The 24,109-nt window shown below is 73.1% G+C and carries 28 protein-coding genes; 7 read left to right on the top strand and 21 right to left on the bottom strand.

Annotated features, from left to right (window positions below; translation table 11 throughout):
* Positions 1–13: 13 nt before the first annotated feature.
* The 21 genes from BLP29_RS01620 to BLP29_RS01520 all read right to left on the bottom strand — a co-directional run bounded on the left by BLP29_RS01620 (position 14) and on the right by BLP29_RS01520 (position 18,350).
* Complete coding sequence (locus BLP29_RS01620; protein WP_243469618.1) at positions 14–496, bottom strand: flagellar basal body-associated FliL family protein; 483 nt, start codon at positions 494–496, stop codon at positions 14–16.
* Positions 493–1,428 (bottom strand): OmpA/MotB family protein, encoded by a 936-nt coding sequence (locus tag BLP29_RS01615; RefSeq protein ID WP_092799182.1) that lies wholly within the window; start codon positions 1,426–1,428, stop codon positions 493–495. The genes BLP29_RS01620 and BLP29_RS01615 overlap by 4 nt, the downstream gene beginning before the upstream one ends.
* Positions 1,425–2,204 carry a motility protein A gene (locus tag BLP29_RS01610; protein WP_092799180.1) on the bottom strand — a complete coding sequence of 260 codons (780 nt, stop codon included), beginning with the start codon at positions 2,202–2,204 and terminating at the stop codon, positions 1,425–1,427. Before BLP29_RS01610 ends, BLP29_RS01615 begins: the two co-directional genes overlap by 4 nt.
* A 1-nt stretch (position 2,205) precedes the next feature.
* Positions 2,206–2,517, bottom strand: a complete 312-nt coding sequence (locus BLP29_RS01605) for a flagellar FlbD family protein (protein WP_092800610.1) — start codon at positions 2,515–2,517, stop codon at positions 2,206–2,208.
* Between the two features lie 124 nt (positions 2,518–2,641).
* A complete protein-coding gene (locus BLP29_RS01600) occupies positions 2,642–3,931 on the bottom strand; it encodes a flagellar hook protein FlgE (RefSeq protein WP_092799178.1) in 1,290 nt (429 codons plus the stop codon).
* A gap of 39 nt (positions 3,932–3,970) precedes the next feature.
* Positions 3,971–4,393, bottom strand: a complete 423-nt coding sequence (locus tag BLP29_RS01595; protein WP_092799176.1) for a flagellar hook assembly protein FlgD — start codon at positions 4,391–4,393, stop codon at positions 3,971–3,973.
* 12 nt (positions 4,394–4,405) lie between these two features.
* Positions 4,406–6,130, bottom strand: coding sequence for a flagellar hook-length control protein FliK (locus BLP29_RS01590; protein ID WP_092799174.1), 1,725 nt, complete (start codon positions 6,128–6,130; stop codon positions 4,406–4,408).
* The gene (locus tag BLP29_RS01585; RefSeq protein ID WP_092799172.1) at positions 6,127–7,083 is read right to left on the bottom strand and encodes an NlpC/P60 family protein; all 957 of its coding nucleotides are present in this window, start codon (positions 7,081–7,083) and stop codon (positions 6,127–6,129) included. The genes BLP29_RS01590 and BLP29_RS01585 overlap by 4 nt, the downstream gene beginning before the upstream one ends.
* On the bottom strand, positions 7,071–7,520 hold the full coding sequence (locus BLP29_RS01580; RefSeq protein ID WP_092799170.1) for a flagellar export protein FliJ: 450 nt from the start codon (positions 7,518–7,520) through the stop codon (positions 7,071–7,073). Before BLP29_RS01580 ends, BLP29_RS01585 begins: the two co-directional genes overlap by 13 nt.
* Positions 7,517–8,836: a FliI/YscN family ATPase gene (locus BLP29_RS01575; protein ID WP_092799168.1), complete on the bottom strand. Its 1,320-nt coding sequence runs from the start codon at positions 8,834–8,836 to the stop codon at positions 7,517–7,519. The genes BLP29_RS01580 and BLP29_RS01575 overlap by 4 nt, the downstream gene beginning before the upstream one ends.
* A complete protein-coding gene (locus BLP29_RS01570; RefSeq protein WP_165839241.1) occupies positions 8,833–9,651 on the bottom strand; it encodes a FliH/SctL family protein in 819 nt (272 codons plus the stop codon). The genes BLP29_RS01575 and BLP29_RS01570 overlap by 4 nt, the downstream gene beginning before the upstream one ends.
* Positions 9,652–9,658: 7 nt before the next feature.
* Positions 9,659–10,741 (bottom strand): flagellar motor switch protein FliG, encoded by a 1,083-nt coding sequence (fliG, locus tag BLP29_RS01565; RefSeq protein ID WP_092799166.1) that lies wholly within the window; start codon positions 10,739–10,741, stop codon positions 9,659–9,661.
* Positions 10,738–12,306, bottom strand: coding sequence for a flagellar basal-body MS-ring/collar protein FliF (fliF, locus tag BLP29_RS01560; protein WP_092799164.1), 1,569 nt, complete (start codon positions 12,304–12,306; stop codon positions 10,738–10,740). Before fliF ends, fliG begins: the two co-directional genes overlap by 4 nt.
* Positions 12,306–12,719 (bottom strand): flagellar hook-basal body complex protein FliE, encoded by a 414-nt coding sequence (gene fliE / locus BLP29_RS01555; protein WP_243469617.1) that lies wholly within the window; start codon positions 12,717–12,719, stop codon positions 12,306–12,308. The genes fliF and fliE overlap by 1 nt, the downstream gene beginning before the upstream one ends.
* Positions 12,716–13,123, bottom strand: a complete 408-nt coding sequence (locus BLP29_RS01550; RefSeq protein WP_133378957.1) for a flagellar basal body rod protein FlgC — start codon at positions 13,121–13,123, stop codon at positions 12,716–12,718. The genes fliE and BLP29_RS01550 overlap by 4 nt, the downstream gene beginning before the upstream one ends.
* A complete protein-coding gene (flgB, locus tag BLP29_RS01545; protein ID WP_243469616.1) occupies positions 13,120–13,473 on the bottom strand; it encodes a flagellar basal body rod protein FlgB in 354 nt (117 codons plus the stop codon). The genes BLP29_RS01550 and flgB overlap by 4 nt, the downstream gene beginning before the upstream one ends.
* Positions 13,474–13,787: 314 nt before the next feature.
* Entirely contained in the window at positions 13,788–14,213 is a 426-nt protein-coding gene (locus BLP29_RS01540) for a hypothetical protein (RefSeq protein ID WP_243469615.1), read from the bottom strand.
* Positions 14,210–14,593: a flagellar export chaperone FliS gene (fliS, locus tag BLP29_RS01535; RefSeq protein ID WP_092799162.1), complete on the bottom strand. Its 384-nt coding sequence runs from the start codon at positions 14,591–14,593 to the stop codon at positions 14,210–14,212. The genes BLP29_RS01540 and fliS overlap by 4 nt, the downstream gene beginning before the upstream one ends.
* A gap of 37 nt (positions 14,594–14,630) precedes the next feature.
* On the bottom strand, positions 14,631–16,037 hold the full coding sequence (fliD, locus tag BLP29_RS01530) for a flagellar filament capping protein FliD (protein WP_092799160.1): 1,407 nt from the start codon (positions 16,035–16,037) through the stop codon (positions 14,631–14,633).
* 188 nt (positions 16,038–16,225) lie between these two features.
* A complete protein-coding gene (locus BLP29_RS21710) occupies positions 16,226–17,344 on the bottom strand; it encodes a flagellin N-terminal helical domain-containing protein (protein WP_092799158.1) in 1,119 nt (372 codons plus the stop codon).
* Positions 17,345–17,483: 139 nt separating this feature from the next.
* Complete coding sequence (locus BLP29_RS01520; RefSeq protein ID WP_243469614.1) at positions 17,484–18,350, bottom strand: sigma-70 family RNA polymerase sigma factor; 867 nt, start codon at positions 18,348–18,350, stop codon at positions 17,484–17,486.
* A 261-nt stretch (positions 18,351–18,611) separates the two neighbouring features.
* On the opposite strand from BLP29_RS01520, the gene BLP29_RS01515 reads away from it, so the two are divergent.
* The 7 genes from BLP29_RS01515 to BLP29_RS01485 all read left to right on the top strand — a co-directional run bounded on the left by BLP29_RS01515 (position 18,612) and on the right by BLP29_RS01485 (position 24,109).
* Complete coding sequence (locus tag BLP29_RS01515) at positions 18,612–19,097, top strand: flagellar protein FlgN (RefSeq protein WP_092799156.1); 486 nt, start codon at positions 18,612–18,614, stop codon at positions 19,095–19,097.
* Positions 19,094–20,500 carry a flagellar hook-associated protein FlgK gene (gene flgK / locus BLP29_RS01510; protein ID WP_092799154.1) on the top strand — a complete coding sequence of 469 codons (1,407 nt, stop codon included), beginning with the start codon at positions 19,094–19,096 and terminating at the stop codon, positions 20,498–20,500. The genes BLP29_RS01515 and flgK overlap by 4 nt, the downstream gene beginning before the upstream one ends.
* A gap of 4 nt (positions 20,501–20,504) precedes the next feature.
* Entirely contained in the window at positions 20,505–21,389 is an 885-nt protein-coding gene (gene flgL, locus BLP29_RS01505) for a flagellar hook-associated protein FlgL (protein WP_092799152.1), read from the top strand.
* A gap of 143 nt (positions 21,390–21,532) precedes the next feature.
* Complete coding sequence (gene csrA, locus BLP29_RS21705) at positions 21,533–21,817, top strand: carbon storage regulator CsrA (RefSeq protein ID WP_092799150.1); 285 nt, start codon at positions 21,533–21,535, stop codon at positions 21,815–21,817.
* Between the two features lie 109 nt (positions 21,818–21,926).
* Positions 21,927–22,418: a hypothetical protein gene (locus BLP29_RS01495; protein ID WP_092799148.1), complete on the top strand. Its 492-nt coding sequence runs from the start codon at positions 21,927–21,929 to the stop codon at positions 22,416–22,418.
* A gap of 180 nt (positions 22,419–22,598) precedes the next feature.
* Positions 22,599–23,666 (top strand): sigma-70 family RNA polymerase sigma factor, encoded by a 1,068-nt coding sequence (locus BLP29_RS01490; protein ID WP_092799146.1) that lies wholly within the window; start codon positions 22,599–22,601, stop codon positions 23,664–23,666.
* 98 nt (positions 23,667–23,764) lie between these two features.
* Complete coding sequence (locus BLP29_RS01485) at positions 23,765–24,109, top strand: hypothetical protein (RefSeq protein WP_092800593.1); 345 nt, start codon at positions 23,765–23,767, stop codon at positions 24,107–24,109.

The following is a 24,109-nucleotide window of genomic DNA, read 5'->3' as shown; positions in this document are numbered from 1 at the left end:
CGGGGTCCTTCTGCTACTGCGTGACGTAGGAGGTGTAGTACACCCCCATCACGATGTCCCCGGCCTCCTCGGTGTTGTAGGCCTCCTCGAGGCGCTTCTCGAGCTCGGCCTTCATGGCGTCGCGGTTGCCGGTGACGTCGGTGGGCTGGGCCTCGGAGAACATGTCGATGATGATGTCGGTGGCCTTGGCGGTGCCCGGGGCGGTCTCGCCGGCCTCCTCGGTCAGCTGCAGGGTGACCCCGATCTTGAGGTACCCCCCGCCGGCGAGGTTGATGGTCACGTCGTCCAGCGGCAGCTCGATGCCGGCGACCGGCGCGGGCTCGGCGTCCTCGCCGCCGCCGGAGAACACGAAGAAGTAGAGCCCGGCACCGATCGCGAGCAGCGCCACGACGGCGACGATGATCAGCTTGAGCTTGCCGCCCTTCTTCTCCTCGCCGTCCTCGGCGTCCTTGATCTCCTTGCCCTTGGCGGGGCGTTCCTTGGTCGGTGCGCTCACGGGGTGGTCTCCTCGGGGGTGGTGGCCGCGGCTTGCGACGCGAGCCCGGGCAGCAGGGCACTGGCCTCGGCGGAGGCGGTGGACAGGACGACGACGTCGACCCGGCGGTTGACCGACACCGAAGCCGGGTCGGAGTCGGGCAGGAGCGGGCGCGTCGCTGCGAACGCGGCGGCCTGCACCCGGTTCTGGTCGAGACCGTCGGTCTCCACCAGGTAGCGCAGCACGTTGGTCGCCCGCGCCGAGGACAGCTCCCAGTTGGAGCCGTACCGCCCGCCCGGGGTCACCGGCAGCGAGTTGGTGTGCCCCTCGATCTGCAGCTGGTTGGGCAGCCCGGCCAAGGTGGGTGCGATCGCGTCCAGCACGGTCTTGCCCTCCCCGCGCAGGTCGGCCTCCTCCGCCCCGAAGAGCACCTGGTCGGCGACGATGTGCACGACCAGGCCGTCCTTCGTGATCTGGAACGTGGCGGCGCCGGCGTCCCCGGCGGCGGTCAACGCGGCGGTGATCGCCGCCTGCGCCGCGGCCAGCTGGTCGTACTGGGCCTGGGCCTCGGCCTGGGTCTCCGCCGACTGCTGGGCGAGGGCTGCGGCCTGCGCGGCGGCCATCGTGGTGCCGTCGACCTGCTGGGTGGGGTCGGTCTGGTTGTCCACCTGCATCGGCGAGTTGAGCTCGTCGAGCACGCTGGTCTGGGTGGTGACCGAGCCGTCCTCGAGGATCGAGGTCGGGGCGCCGAAGCTCTCGGACAGGCCCTCGGCGAACGCGGCGAACTTGAGCTGGTCGACCTGGCTGATCGAGTACAGCACGATGAACACGGCGGTCAGCAGCGTCATCATGTCGGCGAAGGACACCAGCCACCGTTCGTGGTTCTCGTGCTCCTCCTCCTCGTGCTCCTCGTGCCGGCGGCGGCCCTTGCCGCCGGAGTCGTGCTTGCTCATGCGGCGGCCTTGGCCATGGCCGCGGCCTCGCTGGGCGGCACGAGGGAGGTGAGCTTCTGGCGCACGGTGCGCGGGCTGGTGCCGGCCTGGATCTCGGAGATGCCCTCGACGAGCAGCTTCATCTGGGCGGCCTGCAGGTCGCTGGTGCGGGTGATCTTGGCGCCGGCGGGCAGCCACAGCACGTTGGCCGAGAGCACACCCCAGAGGGTGGCGACGAACGCGGCGGCGATGAGGTGGCCGAGCTTGTCGGGCTGGTTGAGGTTCTCCAGCACGTGGATGAGCCCGATGACGGTGCCGATGATGCCGATGGTCGGCGCGTAGCCGCCCATGGCGGTGAAGAACTTGGCGGCGACCTTGTCCTCGGCCTTCTTCGCCGAGATCTCGGCCTCCAGCACGGTGCGGAGGTCCTCGGGGTCGGTGCCGTCGACGGCCATCTGCAGCCCGCGCTGCAGGAACGGGTCCTCGATGTTCTTGATCGGGCCCTCGAGGGCCAGCAGGCCCTCCTTGCGGGCCTTCTCGGCCAGGGTCACCAGCTCGGCGATCTTGTCGGCGGCGGGCGGGACGGCGGCGGGCATGAAGCCCTGCTTCATCCAGGCGCCCATCTTCTTGACGTCGGCCATGGTGGAGCCGGCGACGGCGGCGCCGAAGGTGCCGACGAAGACCAGGATGATCGGCGGGATCAGGATGATCGCCATGGGCGAGGAGCCCTCGAGGATCATCGAGACCAGGATGGCCACCAGGGCCACGGCGACGCCGATCAGGGTTGCCGGATCCATGTCAGCGCTCCTCGCGGTGGGGGAAGGGCAGGACGGCGTGGTCGCCGTCCTCGGTGGGGTAGCAGTCGTCGTCGGCGACGACGGTGATCAGGGGGCGGGGGTGGGCCCCCCGGTCCATGGCGTAGGCGGTGGCCAGGACGTCGGCGCGGCAGTCGCGGATGGCGGTGAGCACCTCGTGCAGGCTCTCGCGCACCAGGAAGCGGACGCCGCCGTCGCTGAGGGAGATGACGGTGTCGGGGTGCGCCTCGACCCGCTCGATCAGATCGGGGTTGAGCGCGAACGGCTCCCCGTTCAGGCGGGTCAGGCAGATCACCGGTGTCTCCAGGTCGTCGTCGTGGGTGGCGCACACATCTCTTCGGCGCGCCGGCGGGGTCTCTGAAGGGGAACGGCCCGGTCACCCCGTTGGGGTGACCGGGCCGCCTACCGGTTGACCCAGGTCAGCGCTTGAGGTTGACCAGGTCCTGCAGCAGCTCGTCGGAGGCGGTGATCACGCGGCTGTTCGCCTGGAAGCCGCGCTGGGCGATGATCAGGCCGGTGAACTCCTCGGAGAGGTCCACGTTGCTCATCTCCAGGGCGCCCGAGGTCAGGGTGCCCAGCGAGCCGGTGCCGGCCTCGCCGATCAGGGCGACGCCGGAGTTGTCACCGATGGCGTAGCTGGTGTTGCCCATGTTGATCAGGCCCGACGGGTTGTCGAAGGTGGCCATGGCCAGCTTGCCGATCGCGCGGCGCTCGTTGTTGGTGTAGACGCCGGTCATCGTGCCGTCCTCGGACAGCGAGAAGCTGGACAGGGAGCCGGCGGTGTAGCCGTTCTGGTCGACGGCCTGGATGGCGGTGCCCGCAGCCTGGGCGGTGACCTGGCCGAAGTCGAAGGTCGCACCGGTGGGGGAACCCCACCCGGTCACGGGGATGGAGTTGCCGGCGAGGAACGTGCTGGCCGGGGTGGAGGTCGTCGCGCCCTCGGCGGTGAAGACCGGCTTCCCGCCGGCGGTGAACTTCGCGCCGTAGGTCTGCGCGGTGGCGCTCGGGGCGACGGCGCCCTCGTCGTCGATGCTGAGCACCCAGTAGCTGTCGCCGTTGCCCGGGTCGGTGGACTGCTGGGTCCAGGTCAGGTTGAGGCGCTGCTCGACGCCTGCCTGGTTGTAGACGACGGCCTTGGCGACGCGCACGTTGGCCCCCGCCGCGGCCGTGGGGTCGATCATGACGTTGCGGCTCATCGTCACCGAGGTGGTGGCCTTGGGCGGCAGCGCGGCGCCGTACTGCACCTGCAGGTCCTCCATGGTGCCGCCGCTGTCGATCTTCCCGTCGGCGTCGGCCATCCAGCCCTGCACCCGGTTGCCGTCGGCGGTGATGAGCTTGCCGGCGCCGTCGAAGGTGAACGAGCCGGCGCGGGTGAACAGCTGCTGGCCGCCGGACTTGGTCACGAAGAACCCGTCGCCCTGGATCATGAAGTCCAGCGCGCGGCCGGTGTTCTGGGTCTTGCCCTGGCCGAAGTCGGTGGTGATGGCGGCGAGCTTCACGCCCAGGCCGACCTGGGCGGGGTTGGTGCCGCCCTCGGTGTCGTCGGGACCGCGACCGGTGCGCAGCACCTGGGTCAGCGTGGTCTCGAAGACCGTGTTCTGGGTCTTGAACCCGACGGTGTTCACGTTCGCGATGTTGTTCGCGACGGTGTCCATCTTGGTCTGGTGGGCGCGCAGGCCGGAGATGGCCGAGAACATCGAACGCAGCACGGGGGACTCCTGGGGTGGGGTGGGCGGGGGAGCGCCGGGTCAGGCGGAGAAGGCGGTGATGCGGCCGACGGCGATCGTCTTGCCGCCGATGACGGCCGTGGCGTCCGTCGTGTCGTTGCCGAGGATGACCGAGGTCACCTGGCCGGTGGCGGCGAGGCCGTCCTCGCCCACGTAGGTGGCGGTCTTGCCGACCAGGGCCCCGGCGCTGGACGCCCGCTGCATCGCCAGCATCGTGGAGTTCTGCTCGGTCAACTTCTGCAGCGCCTCCACCTGCGAGTACGTCGCGGTCTGGGAGACCAGGGCGCTCGAGTCGGTCGGCGCCTGCGGGTCCTGGTACTTCATCTGGGCGACCAGGAGCTTGAGGAAGGTGTCCTTGTCCATCCCGGTGCTGCCCACCGAGGTGCTGGCCGCGCCGGCCATCCCGGCGAGCGGCGAGGTGCCGGAGGTGGCGGTCACGGTCATGGGGTCTCCTGCTCAGACGCGGACGTCGACGCCGGTCGACGTCGTGCCGCCACGGGTGTGACGGGTGGTGCCGGTGGTGCTGCTGTCCTCATCGGCAGCCGCGGAACCGGTCGGTACCTGCCCCCAGCGGGTGGTGGGTGCCGACCGCGGGTCGGTGCCCTGCGACCAGCCCTGACCGCCCGCCGACGAACCGGTGCCCGTCGACACCTGGGCGTCGGTGAGCACCAGGCCGGCGGCGGCGAGCTCGCGGCGCAGCTCGGGGACGGCCTCGGCCAGCGCCGCCCGGCTGCCCTCGTGACCGGCGGCGAGCGCGAGCGTCACCTGGTCACCGGAGACGGTGAGGTGCACGTGCACCTCACCGAGGGACTCCGGCGCCAGCACCATCGTCACCGAGTGGCTCCCGTCGACGCTGGCCAGCGAGGTGATGGGCGCGGCGAGCTGGGCGGCCACCGGCGGGTCGGCCGGGGCCGGGCCCGCGGCCGCCGGGCCGGTCGGTGTCACGGGCGCGGCTGCGGCCGGCTGCCCCGGGACCACAGCCACGGGGACGCCGTCGGACGCGGTGTCGGCGGAGGTGTCGGCCGAGGTGTCGGCGGCGGAGGTGTCGGCGGCTGAGGTGCCGATCGCTGCGGTGTCGACCGCGGCGGTGCCGGCCGGCGCGCCGGAGGCCGGCGCGGTCGTGGCCTCCGGTGACGGGTCGCCGGCCGTGACCGGGTCACCGGCCGGCACCGGGGCGCCGGTCTGCAGGCCGGTCGCGGTGGGCGCCGCGAGCGGGCCGGCCGGCGGGGCCGAGGCCGTGGCCGGTGGCGTCGCGACCGCCGGCGCGGCCGCTGCGGCAGCCGACGCCTCGGCGGAGGGCGCGGCACCTGGCAGGGTGCCGGCTGCGGTGCCCGGCTGGTCGGCGCCGGGCACCGCAGGGGCGCCCGGTGCCGGGGTGGCCGCGTCCGTCGGGGACGGGGCGCCCGTCGCGGGCACCGACCCCGGTGCGGCCGGCCCGGCGGAAAGGCGACCTGCGGGGGCGCCCGGCACGCCGTGCGTCGGCACGGCGCCCCTGGCCGGGTCGCCGGGAGCGGCGGAGGTGGTGACGCCGACGGGGCCGGCCGGACCGGTCTCCCCGGTCGGCGCCGCGGTGCCGGGGGCGACGGTCGGTCCGGCCGCGGTGGGCACCGGGCCGGCGGAGCCGTCGACGGTGGGGTGGTCCGGGAACGCGGGGACGGCGCCGGTCGGGGCTGAGCCGCCGGTCCCCCCGGCCCCGGTGGTCGAGGGTGCGGTGGGCGGGAGTGCGGTGGCCGGCTGTGCGGGGCCGGTGCCCACCGCCGCCCTGCCCGCGCCGGCCGTGCCCGCGCCAGCCGTGCCCGCGCCAGCCGTGCCCGCGCCGGGCGTGCCGACGCCGGCCGTGCCGACCGCAGCCACCCCGGCCGTTCCCGGGGCGGCCTCGGTGGTCGGGGGAGCGGCGGCCGGGGTCGCCGTCCCGAGGGCGACCAGGAACCACGCCGGCGGGGCCACGACGACGGCGGCCGGGTCGAGGACGGCGTCCGTCGCGGTGTCCGCGGCCGTGTCCGTCGCGGCGGTCCCGGTCTCGGTGCCCGGCTGGTCACCGGGGCGCTCTCGCTGCGCGGTGACCTCGCCGTGCAGCAGGCCGGCGAAGGCCGCCGCGCTCTCGGGGTCGGCGGGGGCGGATCCGGTGCGGGCGGGGCCGGACGGCGCGACGACGACCGCGGCGCCCAGTGCGGCGGTCACGCGTACGCCGCTGCGGCAGCGGTGACCTTGCGGACGTAGGCCTGGGTCTCGGCGTACGGCGGGATGCCGCCGGCGTTGGTCACGGCGGTGGGCCCGGCGTTGTAGGCGGCCAGGGCCAGGTCGGTGGACCCGAACTGGCGGGTCAGCTGGGCGAGGTACTTCGCGGCGCCGTCGACGGCCGAGGCGGGGTCCATCGGCCGCACCCCGAGGCCGGCCGCGGTGGCCGGCATGAACTGCATGAGGCCCTGCGCGCCGGCGGGGCTGACCGCGGCCGGGTCGAAGCCGGACTCCACCTTCGCGACGCCGGCCAGCAGCGAGGCGGGGACGCCGTGCTTGGCCGCGGCGGCGGTGAACAGGTCGCTGTAGGGGACGCCGGACAGCGAACCCGTGGGGGCCGAGCCGGTCGCGGCGCTGCTGGTGGGCAGCACCCGGCGGATGACGGTGGGGTTGCCGACGTCCTGGACCTTCACGACGTCGCCCTCCTGCGGTGCGGCGATCATCTTCCCGTTCCCGAGGTAGATGCCCACGTGGTCGATGCCGGCGCGGGCGGAGCTGTTGTCGAAGAAGACGAGGTCACCGGGGCGGGCGTCGGCGAGACCCGCGACGGCGGTGCCGGCGGTGGCCTGCTGGCTGGAGGTCCGCGGGATGGTGATGCCCAGGTCGGCGTACACCCGCTGGGTGAAGCCCGAGCAGTCCAGCCCCTTCGCCGGGTCGGTGCCGCCCCACAGGTAGGGCACGCCGAGGTACTTCTGGGCGGCCTGGACGACGGCGGTCTCGGCGGTGGCGCCGGCCGCGGCGGTGGTGGTCGTGGTCGCCGTCGTGCTGCCCGTGCCCATGAGCCCGGCGGCCGAGGCGGCGGACAGCCACGCGGCGTTCGGGGTGCGGCCGGAGAAGGTCGCCATGCGGCTCTGGATCTCGGTGATCCGGCTCTGGACGGCGGTCAGTCCCTCCACGCGTCCTCCTCCCTGCGGCTCGTGCGGTACCGGCCGGTGACGACGTCGTCGGCGGCGCGCTCCTCGGCGGCCAGCTCGGCGCGGGCCGCGGCCAGCCGGTGGCGTTCGGCCAACCGCTCCAGGGCCTTGGTGGCCTGGGCGGCTGCGGTCCAGCCGGCGCGCACCGCCTCGGCCTGCTCGGCGGTGGCCCGGGCGGTCGCCCGGGCATCCACCTCATCGGCGGCCAGGGCGCGCAACCCGACCATGGTCGCCACGAAGGTCGCGCCGTCCAGCTGCCGGGGCACCGCCGCCGAGCTCAGCGCAGCGGCCACCTCGACGGCCTGCTGCTCGTGCCGGGCCGCGGCGGCGGCGGCCTGCACGGCGGCGAGCGCGGCGGTGCGCTCCTGCGCCCGGCGCAGCTCGAGCACCGGTTGGAGGCGGAAACCTGCCTTCTTCACGAACCGGCCACGATGCGGTGCAGCTGCTCCCACGCGTCCTCGGGCGAGGTGGTGTCCTCGACCGACTGGCGCAGGAACCCGGTGAGCTGCGGCTCGAGCACCCGTGCGCGGTCGACCAGCGGGTCGCTGCCCTCGGTGTACGCGCCGATCTCGATGAGCTCCCGGGCGTCGCGCAGCGCCCCCAGCAGCCGGCGGGCCTCGCGGGCGTCGGCCATGCGGTGCGGGGCGGTGACCGAGGAGGCCACGCGCGAGATGGACTCCAGGACGTCGATGGCGGGGAAGTGGCCGGCGGTGGCCATCTGCCGGGTGAGCACGACGTGCCCGTCGAGGATGGAGCGCGCGGTGTCGGCGATGGGCTCGTTGTGGTCGTCGCCCTCGACCAGCACCGTGTAGAGCCCGGTGATGGAGCCGACCGCGCCGGTGCCGGCCTTCTCCAGCAGCTTGGGCATCATCGCGAAGACGCTCGGCGGGTAGCCGCGGGTGGCCGGGGGCTCGCCGGCCGAGAGCCCCACCTCGCGCTGGGCCATGGCGGTGCGGGTGATCGAGTCCATGAGCAGCAGCACGTCGCGGCCCTGGTCGCGGAACTCCTCGGCGATCCGGGTGGCCACGAAGGCCGCCCGCAGGCGCACCAGCGGTGGCTCGTCGGAGGTGGCGACGACGACGACGGTGTTGGCCATGCCCTCGGCCCCGAGGTTCTCCTCGAGGAACTCGCGGACCTCGCGACCACGCTCGCCGATCAGCCCGATGACCCGCACGTCGGCGTCGGTGCCGCGGGTGATCTGGGCCAGCAGGGTGGACTTGCCGACCCCGGAGCCGGCGAAGATGCCCAGCCGCTGGCCCCGGCCGGCCGGCACCAGGGTGTCCAGTGCCCGGACGCCGAAGGACAGCGGGTGCTGCACCCGGGTGCGGGCCAGCGCGTGCGGGGTCTGCGTGGCCAGGTCCACCCAGCGGGCGCGGCCGGCCAGCGGGGGGCCGCCGTCCACCGGCCGGCCCAGGCCGTCGAGCACCCGGCCGAGCAGCGCGTTGCCGACCGGCACCTGCAGCGGGCGGCCGGTCGGCCGCACGCGGGAGCCCACGTGCACCCCGGTCATCTCGCCCAGCGGCATGCAGGTGAGCCGGTCGCGGTGCAGGGCCACGACCTCGGCGCGCAACGGGTCGACCCGGTGCCGTGGGTCGCCGCCGATCTCGACGATGTCGCCCACCGCCGCGGTGACGCCGTCGACGGAGATGGTCAGGCCCATGGCGCCGGTGACGGTGCCGGTGCACAGGGGGCGGGCAGCCGCGCGGGCCCGCTCGAGGACGTCGGCGACGCTCATGCCCCCAGCACGTCCCGCACCCGCTGCAGCGCCGGGCCCACCTGGGCGTCGACCCGGTGCACGCCGGTCTCGGCGACCGCGCCGGCGGGTTCCACGCCCGGGTCCCCGACCAGCCGCACCGACAGCGGCAGCCCGGCGAGCACGGCCCCGTCGATGCGGCCCAGGTCGTCGGGGTGCAGCCGCACGACCGTGGGACCGTCCTCGGGGCTGAGCGCGAGCGCCCGGCGCAGCGCGTCGGCACCGGGGTCGGCGGCGACGGCGAGCTCGCGCCCGAGCACCTCCTCGACGAGACCGAGGGTGGCGCCGAGCACCAGCTGGTCGAAGGTCTCCCCGCCCACGGGCGGGGTGGCGTCCACCTGGGCGCAGGCGGCGGTCAGCGCGGCGACGGTGGAGGCCACTCGAGCCTCCCACCGCTGCTGCACGGCCAGCAGCCGCGCCTCGGCCTCGGCCTCGACGCGCGCCACGGTGGTGGCCGCCTCGGCCAGGCCCTCGGCGTGCCCGGCCGCCCAGCCCTCGGTGCGGGCCAGCTCGCGCAGCCGCGCCAGCTCGGCGGCGTAGACGTCCTCGAGACGGGGGGTGGGCCGGTCGCCGGACCGTCGTCCGGCCCGGTCACCCGAGCGCCGGTCGGCGACGAAGGGGACGACGTCGGCCGCGGCCTCGCCGCGCAGCACCGTCGACGGGGTGTCGACGGCCGCGCCGACCCGGGACAGCACCGGCCGCTCGACCCGGGTGGGGGCCTCGCGGACGGTGCGGGTGGTCGAGCCGGCGGACCGGTCCCAGACCACGGCGCGCGCGGCCGAGGCCCCGCGCAGCACGGCTCCCTCAGGCGATGAGATCGTCGTCACCCCCCCGGTCGATCACGATCTGACCGGACTCCTCCATGGTGCGCAGCACCGCGACCACCCGGGCCTGGGCCTCGCCGACGGCGGCGGCACGCACCGGGCCGAGCAGCTCGATCTCGTCGGTGAGGTCCAGGGCCGCGCGCTCGGAGAGGTTGCGCATGACCTTCTCGCGGACGTCGTCGCGGACACCCTTGAGGGCCGCAGCCAGGTCGGCCGGGGAGACCTCGCGGAGCACGAGCTGCATGGACCGGTCGTCGACGATGACGATGTCCTCGAAGACGAACATCTGCGAGCGCACCTTGTCGGCCAGCTCCGGGTCGGTGGAGGCCAGTCCCTCCAGGATCGACTTCTCGGTCGGCCGCGACGCCCGGTTGATGATCTCCACCAGGGTCTCGACGCCGCCGGCGGCCGGCAGGTCGGGGGAGGACAGCAGCGAGCCCATCCGGCGTCCGATCTCGTCCTCGACGAGCCGCACGACCTCCGGGGTCGTCCGGTCCATCATCGCGATGCGCAGGGCCACGTCGGCCTGGCGCGCGGGCTCCAGTCGGCTCATCAGCTCCGCCGACTGCGGGGCGGGCAGGTGGGCCAGCACCAGCGCGATGATCTGCGGGTGCTCCTCGCGCACGAAGGACAGCAGCTGGCGCGTGTCGGCGTTGCGCAGCGAGGTGAACGGCGGCTCCTCGTACGCCACCTGCAGCCGGCCGAGCACGGCGGCGGCCTCGGCGTCGCCGAGACCGGCCGCGAGGGCCTGCCGGGCGAACTCCACACCGCCGGAGCCGATCGCCGTGGCGTTCACCATGCGGTCGTGGAACTCGAAGAGGACGTCCTCGATGTCGGTGGGGTCCACGTTCTTGAGGCGCATGAGCTCGCCGGTGAGGGCGTCGATCTCCTCGGAGGAGAGCTGGGCCATGACCGCGCCCGCTTCCTCCCTGGTCATCTGCGCGAGGAAGAGAGCCGCCTTGCGCAGTCCGGAGAGGTCGCGTCGGGGTAGGCGGACGGGAGCCCGGTCGGGGTCGACCGCGGGCTCCAGCCCCACCATCTGCTCGACGGACGCGAGGGTCATGTCCGGCTCTCGGCCAACCAGCCGCGCAGGGTCGACGCGACGGCGTCGGGCTGCGTCTCGATCATGGACGTGATCTCACCGCGCAGCCGCTGACGCTCGAGGGCCTCGACGGCGGCGGAGGTGCGCGCCTGCAGGCCGGCGTCGCGGGTGCTGGCGACCTGGAGCGCGTCGACGTCGTCGTACTCGTCGAACTCCTCGTAGTCGTCCTCGAGGTCACCCTTCCTCTTGCGGTTCTTGAGCCAGACCAGCAGCACCAGGATCAGCAGGCCGCCGACGATCGCGCCGGTCTTCACCAGCGACCACATCTGGGCGCTGGCCTCGGCGGCCTGGGCCTCGGCGATGCCGGCCTGGGCGGCCTCGGCGGCGGCGGTGCTGAACCCGAGGGAGGCCACGGTGATGGTGTCGCCGCGGGCCGGGTCCAGCGACACGGCCTGGCTCACGAGGTCCTGGATGGTGCCGGGCACGGCGGTGACGCCGTCGGCGGTGTTCAGGGCGACGGCCACGGTCAGGCGCTCGACCTGGCCCGGGGCGTTGATGGTGTTCTCGACCGTGGTGTTGATCGGGTTGTTGGTGGTCGTCGACTCCTTGTTGTAGGTGCCGTCGCCCCCGCCCGTGGTCGCACCGTTGGTGCCGTCGGTGCCCAGCACGCCGCCGGTGCCGTTGCCGGTGCCCGTGTAGGTCTCGGTGTTCGACTGCTCCGACGTCGCCGGCAGCTGGGCCGGGTAGGAGTAGGTCGTCGAGGTGCTCTGGCTCTGGTCGAAGTCCATGGTCGCCGCGACGGTGACGATGGCGTTGCCGGGGCCGAGCACGCGGTCCAGCAGCTGCTGTGCGTTGGCCTGCAGCGTGTTCTGGAAGGTGGCCGTGGCGTCGGTCTGGCTGGTGGTGTTGCCGCCGCCGGTGGTCGACAGCACCCGGCCGGTGGTGTCGCTGACCGACACGTCGGACGGCTTCATCCCGGCGATGCTGCCGGCGACCAGGTTGACCACCGTCTGCACCTGCTCGCCCGACAGCTCGGTGCCCGGCTTGAGGTCCAGCAGCACCGAGGCGGTGGGGTTGCTGGTGTCGGTCACGAAGACCTCGTCCTTGGGCATGGCGATGTGCACGGCGGCGGTCGTGACGCCGTCCATCGTCTCCAGGGTGTTGTTCAGCTCGCCCTCGAGCGCCCGCTGGTAGGTCGTCTGCTGCTCGAACTCGCTGGTGGTGATGCCCTGCTGGTCCAGCAGCGCGTAGCCCGAGTCGCTGCCGGCCTGGGGGGTGAGGCCCTTGCCGGCGACGGTCAGCCGCAGGCTGTTGACCTGGTCCTTGGGCACCAGGATGGTGCTGGTGCCCTGCAGCTGGAAGTCGACGCCCTCGGCGGTCAGCTCGTCGCTGATCGCGGCGGCGTCGGTCTGCGAGAGGTTGGTGAACAGCGGCTCGTAGGTCGGCGTGGTCACCCACCGCACGAAGAAGAAGGCGCCCATCGCCAGGCCGAGCACGAGGGCCGCAGCCACTGCCTTCTGCTGGAAGGTCATCGTGGCGAGCGTGGTGCGCAACCGGTCCAGCTGCGCGGTCAGGGCGGCGGGCATCAGACCGGCATCCGCATGATGTCGTTGAACGCCTCGACGGCCTTGTTCTTGATGGTCACGACGGCGGTGGTGGCGAGCTTGGCCTCGGACGCGGCGATCATGTAGTCGTGGACGTCCTGCAGGTCGCCGGTGGCGGCCTGCTTCGCGTAGCCGTCGGCGGTGCTCTGCAGACCCTGCAGCTGGCCGATCGAGCCGGTGAGGATGTCGGCGAACGTGCTGCCGTCGGCGGTGCGGGCGACCTGCCCGGTGCCCGGGGTGCCGACCGCACCGACCGTGCCGGTGGAGGAGATGCCGCTGGTCAGCATGCCGCTGATGTCCCCGGCCGGGATGCTGTTGCTGACGCCGTTGTTGCGGTAGCCGGAGCTGACACCCACCCCGTAGCCGGTGGTCAGGGCGAGCGGGTTGACGGTCACAGGTTCTTCCCGAGCGAGAGGGCCGCCTGGTAGGCGTCGGTGGCGCGCGAGATCGCGCTGATGTTGGCCTGGTAGCCGCGCTGGGCGATGAGCATGTTGGTCATCTGCGTGCCGAGGTCGATGTCGGGCATGCGGACGTAGCCACCCTCGTCGGCCATCGGGTTGTCGGGGGAGTAGACGAGCTTGCCCTCGCCGCTGCCGAACGCCGCCCCGGCGACCCGGACGCCGCCGGTGCCCGACCCGTAGTCGTTGGCCTGGGCCACGATGAAGCGCTCCTTGAACGCCTCCTGGCCGGGCGCCGCCGCGGTGTTGATGTTGGCGACGTTGTCCGAGACGGCGTCGAGGAACTTGCGGTGCAGCGTCATGCCCGAGCCGGCGATCCGGAGGGCGTCGAAGGCGCTCACTGGGTCCTCATGGCGGCGCTCAGGAGGTCGTACTTGCCGTTGAGGGCCTGCAGCGCGAGCGAGTAGCGCAGGCCGGTCTCGGTGGCGATGACGGTCTCGGAGTCCAGGTCGACGTTGTTGCCGTCGGTGCGGGTGGCCGCCAGCGACCGGTGCACCGAGCCGCCGGTGATGGCGGGGCTGTCGCCGGAGCTGAGCTCCGAGCGCAGGTTGGACTCGAAGTCGGTCCGCCCGGCCAGGAACCCCGGGGTGTTGACGTTCGCGATGTTGTCCGCGCTGACCCGCTGCCGCTGCGCCAGCCCCGAGAGGGCGGCGTGCAACGCGGTCGTCGTGGTGTCGCCGATGCCGATCAACGGACGACGGTCCGTCCGGGCGTCACGCGCTCCATCACTACCTCCGGGTGCCTCGGCGGACCCTCGGGAAGGCAGGTCCGTCGTGTGCACCGTTCATCGGCAGTGCGCGGGCCCATCGTGACCATCGTGGCCGTGGCGACGCGTGTGACGACCGGGGCGGGACGGGCGGTGGAGGTGGCTGGGGTGTCGAGCACATCATCGGCGCGCCGCCTCGGATGTTGAGTTGTGACCATCGATCTGGCATGCAACGCCAAGACCCCCCAGCCCGATCGAAGGTCGGGTGGGGGGTCCTGTGGGGTTCTGCTGGCTGCTGGTCAGACCGGCCGGTCGATGAAGGAGGACGCAGGTCGGGCCGGCGACTGGGACATGCGCGCCGCGACGTCCCGCTGGCGCCGGGACTGCACGATGCCCTCGACGAGGGCCTCGGCCACGGCCAGCTGGTGCTGCAGCAACCGGGCGGCCCGCTCGCGCAGGTCGTCGGGCAGCGGCCCCAGCCCGGCGGGGGGCACCCAGTCGGTGGACCGGCGGCCCCACGCCGCGATCTCCTCGGCCGAGGCACCCGCCAGCGTGCGCTCGGCCGACCGCGTGTCGTGCTCGAGGTCGTCGAGTGCCTCGCCCCAGGTGCGGGGCGGGGTGTCCGACCGGCGGCGCCGGCCGCCCGGGTGGTCCTGGGCGGGGTTCGGTGCGGTGGCCGGCCAGGGGTCCGCTGAGCCGATGGCCCGGAGGCCGGGCAGGCTCACCCGTTGCCCTGGCCCAGGATCGCCGCGGCCTCGGCCCAGGCGTCGCGGAGCGGCTCGACGACGGTGCGGCAGTCGGCGACCCGACGGGCATCGCCCTTGACGTTGGCCAGCACCATCTCGCCGTACAGCCAGGTGTACAGCGAGCTGAGCGCGCCCGCGCCCTCCCACACCTCGGGGTTCAGCGTGCTGTGCAGCTCCAGGACGATGTCCTGGGCGTGCATGAGCTGGGCGCTCGCCTCCACGCGGTCCCCGTCGGTGAGGGCGGCCTCGGCGCGGACCAGGTCGAGCGCGAGCCGGTCGTACAGCATCACCAGCAGTCGCTGCGGGGACGCCGTCTCGACGGCGGAGGACTGGTAGCGGGAACGCAGCGCGGCGGTCATCGGGGGATCTCCTGGGCTTTTCGGGGGAGCGGGGGCGTCAGGACGACTTGTTGGGGCTGTACAGCTGGCCGATCTGCGAGCTCAGCCACGCCGACTGGTTCTTGATCGTGCCCAGTGCGGTCTCGAGCGTGGTGAACTGCTTGGTGAGTGCCGCACGGCGGGCGTCGAGCCGGATGTCCAGGGCGTCGATGCGGTCCTGGAGCGTGTCGGCGAGGGTGTCGCGACCGCTGGCCAGCATCGTCAGGGACCCCGTCGACGGGTCGCTCGCGGCTCGGGCCAGCGCGGCGAACGCCCCGGCGATGCCCGTGACGGCGGGCGTGGTGACCCCGCCCACCGTGCTGGCGGCGGTACCCGAGACCAGCCTCGCGACGGTTGCGGGGTCCTTGGCCAGGGTGGCCGAGAAGACCGCGGGGTCGAAGGAGATGGTGCCGTCCTTGGACAGCTGCAGGCCGATCGAGCTGGCGCTCCCGCCGCCGACCGCGGAGGAGATCGTGCTGAGCAGCTCGCCGGAGAGCCGCACGAGGGTGCTGTCGCCCTGCAGCGTCGCCTTCGTCGTGCCGGCGGTCGAGGTGCTGTAGACCTTGATGGCCGAGAGCGCGCCGTTGGCGGCGTCGACGAGCGCCTTCACCTTGGCGGTCACGGCCGAGTTGTCGGTCCCGACCGACACGGTGACGCCGGACTCCTTCTTCGAGACCGTGATGCTGGTGCCGGGCACCAGGTCGGTGAAGGTGTTGGTGGCCGACCGGGCGCGCGTGCCGTCGCCCAGGCCCAGGTCGAGCTCGGCGTCACCGCCCTGCACGACCACGGCGACGTCGTCCAGGGCGACCTGGGTGCTGCCGCTGCCGTCGTCCTGGGTGATGGTGAAGGCGTTGGCGGCGCCGGTCTCCTTGGCGCTCACCTGGAGGCGGTAGTGGCCCGGCTCCACCTGGATGATGGTGGCGTTGAGGCCGTACGAGCTGGCGTTCACCGCCGACACCGCGTCGAGCAGGCTCGCGTTGGCCGGCAGCGCGATGCGGCCGACCTTGGTGCCGTCGGTGCTGCGCACCTCGATGGGGAACGCCGGCACGCTCGGTGACGGCAGCGGGGCCGTGGTCGAGGTGAAGTCCTGGCCCAGGACCACGGTGTGCGCCGTGGCCAGCGAGACCACGTCGAACCGGACGGTGGCCCCGGTGGCCGCCGCGGCGGAGGCGCTCGCGGTGACCGTCGAGCTCGAGCTCGACGCGCTGCGGGCCGCGGCCAGCCCGGCGGTGGTCAGCGCCTCGGCGGCCGAGCGGACCGCGTCGAGGCGGGTGTTGACCGCGCGGTAGGCGGCGGCCTTGGCCTGGGTGTCGGTCAGCTGCGTCTTGAGCAGGTCCTGCGGTCGGGCCTCGATCTTCATCAGGTTCGCGATGATCGACGTCGTGTCCAGCCCGGAGGCCAGTCCGTCGATTCCCAGGTTCACCATGGCGCTGTCCTCCTCGTGGATCCGAGCGCCGGTCGGCGCTCCCTCTACATCGGCGGTCGCGGCGGGGAGTTGAGCCGAGCGGCGGCGCCCACCTCGTCCGGGGGACCCGGACGCCGAAGAGGGGGGCGGCCGGGTGGCCGCCCCCCTCACCGGGAGTGCTGTGCTGCGGGTGTTCCTCCCGCCTCAGCTCACTGCAGGAGCTTGAGGACCGACTGCGAGGACTGGTTGGCCTGGGCCAGCATGGAGGTGCCGGCCTGGACCAGGATCTGGTTCTTGCTGAACTCGGTCATCTCCGAGGCCATGTCGACGTCGACGATGCGCGAGTTCGACGCCGAGAGGTTCTCCACCGCGATGTTCAGGTTGGCGATGGTGGACTCGAAGCGGTTCTGGATCGCACCGAGGGCGGCCCGGGCGGTGGAGACCAGGCCGATCTGGGTGTTGATGGTGGTGATCGACGTCCGGGCGGACGCCGCGTCGGCGAAGCTGAGGCCACCGGTGTTGGCGGTACCCGCAGCGACACCGGTACCCGGCGCCGTCACGGTGAGGGCCGAGCCGGTGCGGGCGACGACCTGCAGCTTGTTGTCCTTGTCCACCGAGGCGGTGAACCGCTGCTGGAACGAGGCGTCCGAGTTCAGCTTGTCGGCGACCGACTGGACCGTCTTGTAGGTGCCGGCGGCACCCATGGCGACGGTGGTCGTGTTGCCGTCGGCGATGAACGCCAGGTTGCCGGTGACCGCCGTGGGCGTGTCGACGGCGAACGAGGTGCCGGCACCGCCGCTGGTCAGCGTGGTGGCGATGGTGCTGACGTTGGCCGTGGCGAGGTTCACGGTGATCTTGCTGGCCGTGTCGCCGTTGGCACCGACCTGGAAGTCGAGCGACGCGGTGGTGCCGTCCAGCAGCTTCTTGCCGTTGAAGTTGGTGGAGTCGGCGATCCGGCTCAGCTCGTCGCGCAGCGAGGTGACCTCGTTGGCGATCGAGGTGCGAGCGCTGCCGTCGTTGCTGTCGTTCGCGGCCTGCACGGCGAGGTCGCGCATGCGCTGGAGGATGTTCTGGGTGGTGGCCAGCGCACCTTCAGCGGTCTGCACGACGCTGATGCCGTCCTGCGTGTTGCGGGTGGCGACCTTGAGGCCACCGATCTGGGACTTCAGGCCCTCGGAGATGGCCAGACCCGCCGCGTCGTCCGCAGCGCGGTTGATGCGGAGACCCGAGGACAGCTTCTCGAGCGACTTGCTCATCGCCGAGTCGTTGACCGACAGGTTGCGGTAGGCGTTCATCGCCGCGGTGTTGGTGTTGATGCGCATGCCCATGGTGATCCTCCTGGATAAAGGCTGTGCTGGGTGGTTCCCGCTGCATCCGTGCTGCGGGTGGTACGGAGGTGTTTACGGCTGGGACCGGGTGGAGCTTGAGCGGAACCGCGCAGGAATTTCCGCGGCCCCCCCACCCGGGTCAGGCGGGTTGGCCGAAGGCCCGCCGCACCGCGGCCGAGCTGCGCGGCGGCGGGGGGTAGAGCGCGCGGGAGCCGACCAGCTGCGGCCGTGACACCCCGGCGGTCCGCTGCACCACCTGGGCCACGTACCCGCTCTGCTGCGTCCGGGCCCGGACGCCGCCCTGGGGCGCGACCGCCCGTTCCTCCCACGCCTCGCTCATGGCCGCGTGCAGCAGGGTCAGGGCGCGAGCGCGCATCTGGGAGACCCGCGAGAGCGTCACGCCGAGGTCGGCCGCTATGTCGGTCAGCGATTCGTCACCGAAGAAACTGCGCTCGACGACCTCACCCAGACGGTCGGGCAGCGCCAGCACCGCTTCGTGCAGATGGCGGGCCCGCTCGCGCTTGACCAGGGTGCGTTCGGGGGAGTCGCCGGTGGAGGGCACGTCGAACCCGGTGCCGTCCTCGCCGGTGCTGGCGTCGATGCTCACCATGACCGCGCGGTGCACGTCCACCTGCAGGGAGGACAGCTCGGCGGGGGAGACCTGCAGCTCGGCGGCCAGCTCGACGCGCGTCGGGGGACGACCCAGCCGCACGGCCAGGGCGTCGGCGGCGGCGTCGCTGCGCCGGGCAGCGGCCCGCACCGAGCGGCTGGCCCAGTCGCCCGAGCGGAGCTCGTCGAGCACGGCGCCCTGGAGGCGGGGTAGAGCATAGGTGGCGAACGTGGCGCCGGCGGTCGCGTCGAAGCGCCGGGCCACCTCCACGAGGGCGACCTGTGCACAGGAGAGGAGGTCCTCGCGGCTGACGTGTGCCGGCAGGGAGATCCGGGCGGCCACGGCGTTGACGGCGTACTGGGCGAGCGCGAGGTGCTCGGTGACCAGTGCGTCCACACCGGTGCCGACCGGGGCCGCGGGGGCGGTCCGGCCGGGTCGGGAGGGGCCCGCCTGGGGAGGCGACGGGCGGGACGGGTTCACGCCCCCTATCTCGGCGCACCACGAGTCACACCTGACCCTCCTCGGCAACTCCGTCACCGAACTTGAGCGCTCGGCTCAACCGTCGTCGTGATGTGCCGAAGACAGCCCCCGAGACCGGTGGACGGCAGCCCAGCAGCACCGTCACCGGCACGGACCCGACGACGAGAGGAGCACCCGGTGGACTACCAGCACCTGTCGACCCTGCTCTGGCGGGAGCAGGAACTCCTGGACCTGCTCCTGTTCAAGGCGGAGGAGAAGCAGTACCTCATCGTCACCGGCAAGAACCGGTGGCTGCCGCGCATCGCCCACGAGATCGAGGTCGTGCTCGAGCAGCTGCGTACGCTCGAGGTCGAGCGCGCCGCGGTCGCCGAGGTCATCGCCGAGCAGCTGGGGCTCCCGGCCAACCCGTCGCTGCGGGTGCTCGCCGAGCACGCCGGCGCCCCCTGGGACGACCTGCTCGTCCGGCACCACGAGGCGCTCCTGGTCCTGGTCAGCGAGCTGCGCGGGCTCTCCGACGCCAACCGCGACCTGATCGCCAATGGCCTGGCCGCCATCGACGAGGCGCTGCTGAGCGTGCGGCCGGACTCGGTGCGCACCTACTCCGCGGCCGGCCGCGCCCAGTCCGGCGCCAACCGCTCGGTGACCTTGGACGGCGCGCTGTGAGCGGCTTCTCCTCCCTGAACGTGGCCGCCCGGGCGCTGGCCGCCCAGCAGCGGGCCATCGACGTCACGGGCCAGAACGTGGCCAACGCCAACACCCGCGGCTACACCCGCCAGCGGGTCGAGATGCAGTCGCTGGCCAGCGTCTCGGCCTACGGCCTGCAGTCCCGCGAGGACAGCACCGGCAACGGGGTCAGCGCCGAGAAGGTCATCCGCGTGCGGGACGCCTTCCTGGAGCTGCGCGCCCAGCAGGAGGTCGGCAACGCAGCTCGCGCGGCCGCGACCGCGGCCACCTACGACCAGCTGGAGACCTCCTCCGGTGAGCCGGGCAGCACCGGTGTGCAGAGCCTGCTCTCGGCGGTGTCCACCGCCTGGAGCCAGCTGTCGACCCGCCCCACCGACACCTCCTCGCGCATCGCCGTGCTCTCCTCGGCCGACGCCCTGGCCAAGGGCCTGCGCACCGTCTCGGCATCGGTCGACCGGCAGTGGACGAACACGCTGGGCGCCACCACCGACGTGGTGGCCGAGGCCAACGCCACGCTGGCCCAGATCGCGGACCTCAACAAGTCCATCCGCGACGCGCAGCTGACCGGGAACCCGGCCAACGAGCTCCAGGACCAGCGCGACGTGCTCGTGGCGACGCTGGCGCAGTCCCTGGGTGCGACGTCGGTGGACACGACCGACGGCATGGTGGACGTCGTCGTCGACGGCACCAGCCTCGTCTCGGGCACGGGGGCCTCGAAGCTGGCGCTGCGCGGGGCCACCGACCCCACGGCCGCGACCACGGACCCGGTGCGGCTGGCCGTCGTCCCCGGCGGCTCGGTGCTGCGGGTGGGCGGCGGCGTCGCCGGCCGGATCGACGCCCTGAACGTCGTCCTGCCCGGCTACCAGGCGCAGCTGGACACGGTCGCCGACCTGGTGCAGGACGTGAACGACGTCCTGGCCACCGGGTACGACCAGGCGGGCTCGACCCCTGGGGCGCCGCTGTTCGCGGGCACCTCTGCCCGGGACATCGCCGTGGTGATGACCGACCCGGCCAGGCTCGCGGTCGCCGCGAACCCCCCGCTGGTCGTCGGCACGCGCACCGACCCCTCGGCCGACGGTGCCGTGGCCGACCGGATCGCCCAGCTGGGGAAGACCCCCACGGGTCCCGATGCCACCTACCGCCAGATGATCACCGGCCTGGGCATCGCCTCGCGCAGCGCGGCCAGCGCCAGCGCCACCGCCTCCACCGTCCTCGGCCAGGTCGACGCCGACCGCTTGTCGGTCAGCGGCGTGTCCCTGGACGAGGAGATGACCAACCTCGTCGTGTTCAAGCAGTCCTACGCGGCAGCGGCCCGCGTGGTGACCGCTCTCGACGAGATGCTCGACGTCCTGATCAACCGCACCGGACTGGTCGGAAGGTGACCTGATGCGCATCACGCAGCGGACCCTGGCGGACAACAACATCCGCAACATGGGCGCCAACCTGGCGGCCGTGGCCAAGCTCAACGACCAGATCTCGTCGGGCAAGGCGATCACCCGGCCCTCGGACTCGCCCAGCGGTACCGCGACCGCCATGCGGACCCGCGACGAGCTGGCCACCAACGACCAGCACACCGCCAACATCTCGCAGGCCAGCACCGCGCTGGCCGCGGCCGACGGTGCGTTGGCGACCATGGGCGACCTGCTGCGCAAGGTCCGCGACCTCACCACGCAGGGCGCCAACACCGGCGCGCAGAGCGCCGAGTCGCGCAAGGCGCTGTCGGTCGAGGTGGCCGGCCTGCGCGACGGGCTGCTGGCCATGGCCAACCGCACCGTCGACGGCCGGCCGGTGTTCGGCGGGGCCACGTCGGGCATCCAGGCCTACGACCCCACCAGCGGTGCGTTCACCGGCCGCTCGGGCATCGCCCAGGAGGTGCGCGTGTCCTCCTCGGAGACGGTGCGCACCGATGTCGACGGCCCGGGTGCCTTCGGCGCGGACCCGGACAACCTGTTCGCGCTCGTGTCGCGGATCGCGGGGGAGATGGTGTCCTCGCCCGACGACCTGCACGCCTCGATCGCCGACGTCGACACCGCGCTGCGCCGGTTGACCACGGCACGCACCGAGGTCGGGGTCCGGGTGAACCGGCTGGACACCGTCAAGGCCGTCAACGCCGACGTCGCGCTCTCGCTGAACTCCCAGCTGGGCGATGTCGAGGGCATCGACACCGCCAAGGCCTACCTGGAGCTCAAGCTGCGGCAGAACTCCTACGAGGCGGCCCTGAACATCAGCGCGCAGTCGGTGCAGACGTCGCTGGTGGACTTCATCCGCTGATCACCCGTCCCAGCCGCCCCGGGGGGCGCTCCCGCACCGGTGATCACCGGAGGGGTTGCGCGACTGCCGATCATGGGGGCGGGACCACCCGACCGGGGCGACGAGGACGCCGCCCGGCCACCGACACCCATGGAGGGGTACAGGTGCTCACGCTCACCCGCACGATCGGCGAGACCATCCGCATCGGCGACGACATCGAGGTGCACGTCGTCGAGGTCCGCGGCAACACCGTCCGGCTCGGCTTCAAGGCCCCCCGCGAGGTGTCCATCCACCGCGAGGAGGTCTACGAGCAGATCGCGGCGGCTCGTCGCCTCGCCGTCCGGGTGGCCGCCGACGCGGTCAACGCGCTGACCGCTGCCCTCGGTGGCACCCGTGGCACCTCGACCCCCGTTCCCGACGGCGACACGGCGGAGCGCGCCTCGGCATGATCTGCCCACGAGTTCGTCGGTAGTTGGGCGACACGAACACCGTTTCCGCTCAAGTCGGCCCCTCCGGTACGCCATCCTTGCCCCAAGCACGTGACAGGGGGCAACGAAGATGCGACACAGCGCTACCGACACGACGCACCGGACCGACGCCGGCGCCGAGATGGCCGTCATCGAGGGCGGCATCGACGGTGCCGCCGACCGTGCCGCCGCCGACCATCTGGTGGTGCACGTCCAGCTGCGGCCGCGGCGCGCTGCCGCACGCAAGTGCCTCGTGGCGCTCGCGCAGCTGGCCACCGAGCACTCGGGCGTGCCCGTCGCGCTCGCCGGGCTGAGCAAGGACGACCGGGTCCTGCGCATCACCGTCGCCGTCGACCTCGGCCCCCGCCTCGAGGTGGCCCGGTTCTCCCCGGCCGCCCAGGCCGCCTACGGGTTCGTCTCCGACCTGTTCACGGTGCTCTACGACCACATGCCGGTCTACGCCACCGAGCCCACCGCCGAGGAGAGCGCCGCCGTGGCGCCGTTCCTCCGCTCGGGCGAGCAGGTCGGCTGGGCCGTCGCGCCCGTCTGGCAGGACGAGGTCCACGGCGCCGTCAGCGCCTGACCCCTCGGTCCCGCGCCCGACCACGGCGGCACCACCGCAGCACCCACCGCAGCACCCACCGCAGCACCCACCGCGTCACCGTCGCACCTCGTGCTCCGCCGAGACGCGATCCCGCGGACCGCCGGCCACCCGGCCGTCCGTCTTCCCCCGAGATCCCGACCCGACGACAGGAGTCACCCGGTGTCCGAACCCCGCAGGTCCCACCCACCGCTGGTGTTCGGCGGCATGACCGAGGCCGAGGCCTGGGCCTGCACCCCGATCACGCTGCGGGACCGCGTGCACTTCCGCACCGAGCGCGAGCTGCCGCTGGCCGAGTTCCGCGCGGCGATGCCCGGGGGCGTCACGGTCACCCTCGACGAGGGCGAGGGCCTCTACCGGGTCGACGGCGACTCCGGGCAGGCGGCGTCCCTGTCGGCGCTGGTGAAGAACTGGTGCGCCGCGCACGACCACCGCACCGTGGGCCTGCGGGCCGAGAGCGGCGTGCGACGGCGGGCACCGCGCGACCTGCCCCCGCAGTTCCTGGCCGACCTGTGCCGGCACTACGGGCCGGTCAGCCTCAAGCGTCTGCAGCGCAACATGAGCACGATCCGGCTGCACATCCCGGACAACGACGACGTCGTGCAGCAGGTGAGCGAGTGGGTGCTCAAGGCCGTCGCGCAGTACGACGAGACCAAGGGCGTGCCCTTCGGGGCCTTCCTGGCCACCCAGCTGTCCAAGTGGGTGCACGACCTCGGGCGCGCCGCCTTCGGGCGCACCGCCACCGACACGGAGAACAAGCAGCAGAAGGCGATCGCGGCGTTCGTCACCGAGCACCAGCGCCGGCCCACCGAGCGCGAGCTGGCCGACCTGCTGGGGCAGAGCGTGGCCGTCCTGCGCAAGAACGCGCAGTCCGTCGCGACCCTCAACGGCCTGCGCAACCTGCAGTCCCTGGACGGCGTGCCCGACGGCGCCGACCACCTGCTGCCCGACACGGCACAGGCCCCCGACGAGATCCTCGGCGAGGCCGAGCAGACGCTGCTCTCGCACGCGCTGACCGCGGCGTGCGCGCCCGACCTGACCGCTCGCGCCGACCAGCGCGCCGGCCAGCCCAACGTGCTCGGGTGGGTCACCTGGTACCTGACCACGTGGGGCGGGCAGACCAAGACCCAGCTGTCGGCCGACCTGGGCACCTCGGTGCGCAACATGAACGTGCACGCCGACCGGGCCGAGCGGGTGCTCAAGGACCGCCTGCTCGAACTCGCCGGCTGACTCGGATGGATGAGGCCCTCGCGCTGCCGATACATGAGGTCAGTGGGACGGATGAGCCGTACGGGGCCGTCCCTCGACCCCAGGGGAGCGTGTCGACGATGACGATGGCCTACGAGCAGCAGACCCGAGTGGTCCTGGTGCCGCACTGGCTGTCCGCCGCCGACCGCGACGGCCTCGCCGCCGCCCTCGAGTCCGCCCTCACCCGCGAGGACCTCCCGGCCGCCACGGCCGACCGCCTGCTCGACGTCCTGACCGAGCTGCACGTGGCCCGGGCCCGCGACGTGGTCTGGCCGTCCTCGGCCGCCCGCGTGCGGCTGGTCACCGGGTGGGACCCCGACACTCTGCCCGTCCGCCTCTCGGCCATGGAGCTCGCGTGCGCGCTGAGCCTGCCCGAGCTCCCGGCACCGGTGCGCGCTGCGCTCACCGGTGGCCGCAGCGCCTGA

Origin of the sequence: Klenkia marina, from assembly GCF_900101025.1 — a bacterium.
Classification (GTDB): Bacteria; Actinomycetota; Actinomycetes; order Mycobacteriales; family Geodermatophilaceae; genus Klenkia; species Klenkia marina.
The sequence above is the reverse complement of the archived record's forward strand: the minus strand, read 5'-3'. Positions and strand labels throughout refer to the sequence as shown.

Bases quoted from the DNA above. Each gene is read 5' to 3' on its own strand.
- BLP29_RS01615 (WP_092799182.1), bottom strand. From the start codon at position 1,428: ATGAGCAAGCACGACTCCGGCGGCAAGGGCCGCCGCCGGCACGAGGAG.
- BLP29_RS01610 (WP_092799180.1), bottom strand. From the start codon at position 2,204: ATGGATCCGGCAACCCTGATCGGCGTCGCCGTGGCCCTGGTGGCCATC.
- BLP29_RS01595 (WP_092799176.1), bottom strand. From the start codon at position 4,393: ATGACCGTGACCGCCACCTCCGGCACCTCGCCGCTCGCCGGGATGGCC.
- BLP29_RS01575 (WP_092799168.1), bottom strand. From the start codon at position 8,836: ATGAGCGTCGCCGACGTCCTCGAGCGGGCCCGCGCGGCTGCCCGCCCC.
- fliG (WP_092799166.1), bottom strand. From the start codon at position 10,741: ATGACCCTCGCGTCCGTCGAGCAGATGGTGGGGCTGGAGCCCGCGGTC.
- fliF (WP_092799164.1), bottom strand. From the start codon at position 12,306: ATGCCCGCCGCCCTGACCGCGCAGCTGGACCGGTTGCGCACCACGCTC.
- fliS (WP_092799162.1), bottom strand. From the start codon at position 14,593: ATGACCGCCGCGCTGCGTTCCCGCTACCAGTCCTCCGCCGTCGAGACG.
- fliD (WP_092799160.1), bottom strand. From the start codon at position 16,037: ATGGTGAACCTGGGAATCGACGGACTGGCCTCCGGGCTGGACACGACG.
- BLP29_RS21710 (WP_092799158.1), bottom strand. From the start codon at position 17,344: ATGGGCATGCGCATCAACACCAACACCGCGGCGATGAACGCCTACCGC.
- flgL (WP_092799152.1), top strand. From the start codon at position 20,505: ATGCGCATCACGCAGCGGACCCTGGCGGACAACAACATCCGCAACATG.
- BLP29_RS01495 (WP_092799148.1), top strand. From the start codon at position 21,927: ATGCGACACAGCGCTACCGACACGACGCACCGGACCGACGCCGGCGCC.
- BLP29_RS01485 (WP_092800593.1), top strand. From the start codon at position 23,765: ATGACGATGGCCTACGAGCAGCAGACCCGAGTGGTCCTGGTGCCGCAC.